The sequence below is a fragment of the Nostoc sp. UHCC 0252 genome (genome assembly GCF_034931145.1).
In the GTDB taxonomy this organism is placed as follows: domain Bacteria; phylum Cyanobacteriota; class Cyanobacteriia; order Cyanobacteriales; family Nostocaceae; genus Nostoc.
In genome coordinates, this window is record NZ_JAYGHE010000143.1 from 1 (window position 1) to 6,371 (window position 6,371).

General features: G+C 43.1%; 5 protein-coding genes. 4 read left to right on the forward strand and 1 reads right to left on the reverse strand.

All coding sequences use genetic code 11. The features are described from left to right. The first annotated feature begins 40 nt into the window (after positions 1 to 40). From VB732_RS35095 to VB732_RS35105, 3 genes are all read left to right on the forward strand, one after another. Positions 41 to 412, forward strand: coding sequence for a four helix bundle protein (locus VB732_RS35095; RefSeq protein WP_323235419.1), 372 nt, complete (start codon positions 41 to 43; stop codon positions 410 to 412). 63 nt (positions 413 to 475) lie between these two features. After that, the gene (locus VB732_RS35100; RefSeq protein ID WP_323235420.1) at positions 476 to 2,710 is read left to right on the forward strand and encodes an ATP-binding protein; all 2,235 of its coding nucleotides are present in this window, start codon (positions 476 to 478) and stop codon (positions 2,708 to 2,710) included. Further along, the gene (locus tag VB732_RS35105) at positions 2,703 to 4,694 is read left to right on the forward strand and encodes a response regulator (protein ID WP_323235421.1); all 1,992 of its coding nucleotides are present in this window, start codon (positions 2,703 to 2,705) and stop codon (positions 4,692 to 4,694) included. The genes VB732_RS35100 and VB732_RS35105 overlap by 8 nt, the downstream gene beginning before the upstream one ends. Positions 4,695 to 5,109: 415 nt before the next feature. Here VB732_RS35105 and VB732_RS35110 read toward each other — a convergent pair whose 3' ends face one another. Next, positions 5,110 to 5,667, reverse strand: a complete 558-nt coding sequence (locus VB732_RS35110; protein ID WP_323235423.1) for an SRPBCC family protein — start codon at positions 5,665 to 5,667, stop codon at positions 5,110 to 5,112. A 422-nt stretch (positions 5,668 to 6,089) separates the two neighbouring features. Between VB732_RS35110 and VB732_RS35115 the strand changes: the two genes are divergently transcribed. Beyond that, positions 6,090 to 6,284, forward strand: a complete 195-nt coding sequence (locus VB732_RS35115) for a hypothetical protein (RefSeq protein ID WP_323235422.1) — start codon at positions 6,090 to 6,092, stop codon at positions 6,282 to 6,284. Positions 6,285 to 6,371 lie beyond the last annotated feature (87 nt).

Sequence of the window (6,371 nt, forward strand, 5' to 3'; positions counted from 1 at the left end):
CTCATAAAGTAAAATTGAATTATCGCATTCTTTTTTACTCGTGATTAATTGTAACGGAAATATCAGTATTCAAGAAAGAACAGAAAATTTTGCAATAAGAGTTGTCAAAGCTTATTCTGAGCTAAATAAAAGACCTTTTGACGACGCTGGCAAAATCTTGTCTAAACAATTTTTAAAAAGCGGAACATCAATAGGTGCAAACTGTTCAGAAGCTAAATATGCACAATCAAATAAAGACTTTATCAATAAGTATTCTATAGCCTTAAAGGAAGCCAATGAAACCCTTTATTGGATAAAAATAATGATAAAATCAGAATTAGTGTCAAAATCAAAATTTCAAAATCTGATAGAAGAGAATGAAATAATTATTAAGATATTAACAACTTCAATCAACAAATTAAAAGAAAAATAAAAAATAATCCACTCATTACTCATTTAATTTGGTTCTAATCATAAGTGATTAACCGGACTTGATATGACGACTATTTTCACCCTCGAAATGCAGTACGAACAAGATGTTGTGCAAGCTCGGCAACGAACTCGTGAGATTGCAGAGCAATTGGGTTTTGATGCTCAAGATCAAGCACGATTGGCAACGGCAGTTTCAGAAATTGCCCGTAACGCCTTTCAGTATGCCAAAGGTGGAACCGTTGAATTTTCTGTGGCAGGAGAACCTCAAGAGTTTCTGATTCAGATTCAGGATCGGGGTCGGGGCATTCCTCATCTGGAAGATGTTTTGGCAGGACGCTACACCTCTAACACCGGAATGGGGCTAGGCATCATGGGTAGCCGCAAGCTGATGGATTTCTTTGAAATGGAATCGCTGCCGGGAGAGGGAACAACGGTGGTAATGAGCAAAAGGTTGTCGAAGCGCACACCTAATTTCACCGATTCGCAATTGCAGCAAATTCGAGAAAGCGTGATTGAGCGATCGCCCCAAAATCCCTATGAAGAGATCCAGCGACAAAACCAGGAATTACTGCGGGCAATGGCAGAGCTACGGAAGCGCGAGGAAGAACTAACCCAACTCAACCGCGAACTGGAAGATACCAATCGTGGTGTTGTTGCCCTCTACGCAGAACTGGATGAGAAGGCAGACTCTCTACAAAAGGCAAACGAGCTAAAAACCCGCTTTCTCTCAAATATGAGTCATGAGTTTCGTACACCGCTCAACTCGATTCTCTCCTTATCTCGGATGCTCCTGGCACGAATGGATGGCGATTTGTCCGTCGAGCAAGAAAAGCAGGTGACATTCATCCAAAAGGCAGCAAGCGCATTATCAGAACTGGTCAACGACTTGCTAGATTTGGCAAAAGTGGAAGCTGGAAAAATTGAAGTGCGTCCTAGTTCCTTTGAAGTCAGTGACTTGTTTGCCACACTGCGGGGAATGCTGCGCCCGTTATTGGTTCAAGGCTCCTCTGTAACGCTGATTGTTGAGGAACCTGACGGCGTTGGACAAATATATAGCGATGAGGGCAAAATCGCACAAATTCTGAGAAATTTTATCTCCAATGCCCTGAAATTTACCGAGCAGGGAGAAGTGCGTGTAACTGCTGTGCAAATGGGTCATACCGTAATTTTCTCTGTGTCCGATACGGGTATTGGCATAGCTCCAGCCGATGTGGAACGCATTTTTGAGGATTTTGTCCAAATTGAGTCTTCTCTGCAAAAGCAAGTGAAGGGAACCGGCTTAGGATTGCCTTTATCGCGCAAGCTAACGGAGCTACTTGGCGGCAGCGTTTCAGTTACAAGTCAGTTGGCTCAAGGCTCCACTTTTACAGCATCGATTCCGATCATCTACCCTTATGCAACTGAATTTCCCATCCGACTGCAACCGATCGCATCACTTGAACCAGCTCGCCTGCCGATTCTGGCGGTTGAAGATCATCCAGAAACCCTATTTATTTATGAAAAGCACCTTCAGGAGTCAACCTATCAATTAATTGCGACCCGGACTTTAGCTCAGGCTAGGCTTGCCTTACAACAACTTCAACCGGCGGCAATTATGCTAGATATTATGCTAGAAGGGCAAAACGGCTGGACGTTCTTGCGAGAAATCAAAGGAGATGAAACTACCTGTAATATACCTGTACTGGTTATTACTATCATTGATAACGAGAAGCAAGCACTAGCGCTAGGAGCCAACGGTTTCTTAATTAAGCCGGTAGACAGATTACAGTTGTTGAATAAACTTAATACGCTAATTAATCAGAACAAGCCTCAAAAAATCTTGTTAATTGACGATGACCCCGCCTATCGGTATTTGGTGAAACAGTTGTTAATAAATACGCAATTGAGTATTGTAGAAGCCATGAACGGATGGGAAGGATTAAATTTGGCACAACAAGAGCAACCTAACGCGATCGTGCTTGACTTGGAGATGCCAGAGTTGAGCGGTTTTGATGTCCTCAAGCAGCTTAAGAGCAATTCTGTCACTGAGTCGATTCCTGTAATTATCTACTCCTCTGCCCAACTGGATGCAGACACACAGAGCCAATTAGCAAAAAAAAGCATCGCTATTCTTTCCAAAGAAACAGGTTCTCAAAAGGCGGCGATGTCTGACGACAAGCCCTCCGGGTTCGGGGGTTCGCAATCGACGGGAACCGCCAAGACTGCGACCCCCTCACCGCTACGCGCCTATGCCCAACTTCAAGATGCGCTGCTCAAAGCTGGGCTTGTTCTAGATCCTTGTGGGCAAAGTCATGTCTGAGCCACGGGTTATCATCTTGCACGTTGATGATAATGAAGCCAATCGTTACATTGTGAACCGAATTTTGCACAATGCAGGCTTTACCGTTGTGGAAACAGCAACGGGAACAGCAGGATTAAAGGCTGTAGCTGAACATCAGCCTACTCTGGTAATTTTGGATGTCAAATTACCGGATATCAGTGGCTTTGAAGTCTGTCGCCAAATTAAAGCAAATCCTGAAACTGCTTTTATTCCCGTGCTACACCTTTCTGCAAGTTTTATTCAAAGTCAGGATAAAGCAGAAGGCTTAGACAGTGGTGCTGATGCTTATCTGGTGCAACCAGTTGAACCCATTGAACTGCTTGCTACGGTGCGATCGCTGCTACGAATTCGCCGAGCGGAAGAAGCTGCTTTATCCTCAGCACGGGAGTGGCAAACCACCTTTGACTCGATCAAGGACAGCGTATGTCTGGTAGACGGTAAAGGGATCATTCTGCGCTGCAATCGAGCGATGATGAAGCTTTTTAGCAAGCCCGCCCATGAAATATTAGGTTGTGTTCACCATGAATTGATGGGCGCAGAATTGGGAATTGGGGATGGTGCTTGCTTTCGCCGTCTTAAAGAAACTCACCAACGCCAAGTTCTAGAATTTCAGTCTACAGAACGGTGGTTTGCCAAAACCATCGACCCGGTATTTGATGGGCAGGGAAATCTCACAGGTGCTGTTTTCATTTTATCTGATATCACTGAACGGAAGCGATCGTCAGCCTTGCTGCAACAGCAGAACGAACACCTCAATCGGCTGATGGTTTCTTTGCAACAACAAACTGAACAAGCGCAACAAGCTAATCGGATTAAAGATGAGTTTTTGGCAGTGCTGTCTCATGAATTGCGATCGCCCCTAAATCCGATTTTGGGATGGGCAAGAATTTTGCAAACACGCCAGCAGGATGCAGCCAAAACCCAGTATGCACTCGAAACGATCGAGCGCAACGCCAAACTACAAGCGCAACTAATTGAAGACCTGCTCGATGTGTCGCGCATTCTCCAAGGCAAGTTGAGTTTGAATACAGTTCCAGTCAGCCTAACTTTTACTATCAAAGCTGCCCTAGAAACCGTGCGGCTTGCTGCTGAAGCTAAATCCATTCAAATTCAAACAAAATTTGAACCGAATGTTGGGCAAGTGTTGGGTGATTCTGGTCGCCTGCAACAGATTGTTTGGAATCTACTTTCCAACGCTATTAAATTTACTTCACAGGGCGGTCGAGTAGAGGTGCGGTTAGAAAGGATGAAGGCTGAAGTTAAAGGGATGGATGAAGTAAATACTTGTGCTTCGGAATACACCCAAATTACTATCAGCGACACTGGTATGGGAATTTCTGGTGACTTTCTCCCTTATGTGTTTGACTACTTCCGCCAGGCTGATGGGACAACAACCCGAAGATTTGGAGGATTGGGGTTAGGGTTAGCGATCGTGCGTCATCTGGTGGAACTGCATGGAGGAACTGTCCAGGCAGCAAGCTCTGGAGAAGGTCACGGAGCAACGTTTATAGTCAAGTTTCCACTGATCGCTGCGGCAAAACTGAATCAAGACAATACTGCGTTTCATAATCGCTCAGACTTTAATCTTGATGGATTGCAAGCGTTGCTTGTAGATGATGATAAAGATTCGCGGGAGTTCATCGCTTTCCTGCTAGAACAGTACGGGGCGCAAGTGACTGAAGCCGAATCAGCTACTGAAGCTCTGAGCAGTTTGGGACGGGCAAAATTTGATTTGCTAATCAGTGATATCGGGATGCCCGATATGGATGGCTACGCACTAATTCGTCAAATTAGAAAGCAGTCACCCGATCGCGGCGGCGGGATTCCAGCGATCGCCCTTACTGCATACGCAGGAGAGATTGATCGACAAGTTGCACTAGCAGCCGGATTTCAACAGCATATTTCTAAACCAATTGAGCCAGAGGCACTGATGCAGGCTATTTTAACTATAGTCGCAGCATAGCAACGATTGCGGCAAATTTCTGCTATGGCGATATGTCTCAACTTCACACTTGCGATCGCTATATCATGTCCGGCAAATTACTTGTGATATGTTATTGCGAATGCAACGAAGTGGAACGCCAAGGACAATGCAATGACAATTATTTAACCGGACATTGATAAGTAGATGGGTGTGAATAAATATGATATGTTCTGTCGTTGCGAGCGAAGCGAAGCAATCCCAGAGACTTTGCGATTGTCGCGCTTCGCTCGCAATGACATTTAAGCAATAAAATTTTTCACCAGTAAAATATAAAGACGCTTTCTATTCTTATAAAGAAGAAAGCGTCTTTGCAGTAAGTTGCCCTAAAATATCGAACTTTGTCGTTGCAAAAACTCAAACCAAAATTCCAAAATAGCTTTTGCCAGTGAGATTATTACTGAGGTTTACAAATTACTTGTCGCATTTTACGCATATTTGCGGGTAACTCAAAATTCATCGCTTGTTGAATGAAAATTGATGGAATGGGAATCAGAGGTGTAGCTTGCACAGTATAAGCAAGCAACGTCCCATTACCACAATCTTTGAGTTCTAAATAGGCGTTAAAATCCTCAAAACTTCCTTTTTCCATACGGAATTGGATTTGTTGCCCCAGCACTTCTACAACGTTGAGGTAAATTTCAACTTGAGCCGTGAAAAAGAAAAAAGCTTTTTGTGCTGCTTGATACAACCGTTTAGCTTCGCCTTTGTGTAATATCTCGCTTTTAGTAATATCAGGAAAATATTGCACCCACCGGGGATAATCAGTTAATTGATGCCAAACTTGCGATCGCACCATTGGCAAATACATCCAAGCTGTCACCGCGCCACCACAAGCTTTGTGCGATCGCGTTTCTACTAAAATTTCACCCTGTACCAGCAACTTTTGCTTATCTTGACTCCAAGTCATATCTGAACCTGCAATAATTGAGTCTGAGATATGAGACGCAGACATGATCATTTTAGTTACTCCTCAACTCATCCACCTAAATAAAGTTGAAACTACAAGCTCTAAAACTTGATTTACATCCAACCCATTAAATTTTAGTTCCAGTGTAATACCTATCCTTTCCGGAAAGGGTGAGTTTTCGGTAATTATTTCAGTTACTTTACTGTAAAAGCTGTAGTTCTTATCACAATTAACATAATTGATACTTAACTGGTCTTGATAATAAGAATATTGATAAATGAAAAACTAAGTTTTTATGGCTAGAATGGCACAAACACGATCTAAATATCAAGCAACTTATCCCAACATCTGGATCGCATTTCTTAATTTTTGCGTGTTAATTCTGATCAAACAGCAACTTCATCGTAACTTCATATTTTAATTGTCAATATCAAGTGTAGTGTCTGTTGAATTGAGAGGAAAATTAAGTGAGTCAATCTTCTTTAAATCGTAGATTAATCCAGATTTTTGGTATGCTTCTGGGTGTTAGCGTCGCTGTCTGGGTACTGAGAGGCTTTGGTATTCTCACTTTTATTCCAGGTGGAATAATTGTGCTACTGCTACTAGGGGCGATCGCAATCGGGCTGATCAGTTATGCCCAAAGAACTTGGTGGCGTTTTTAGTTATTTGTCATTTGTCAACGCTAGCGACTACGCTCAGTACAAGTGACTAATGACTAAGCCTATTTTGACTAACAACCAGAAGTATTT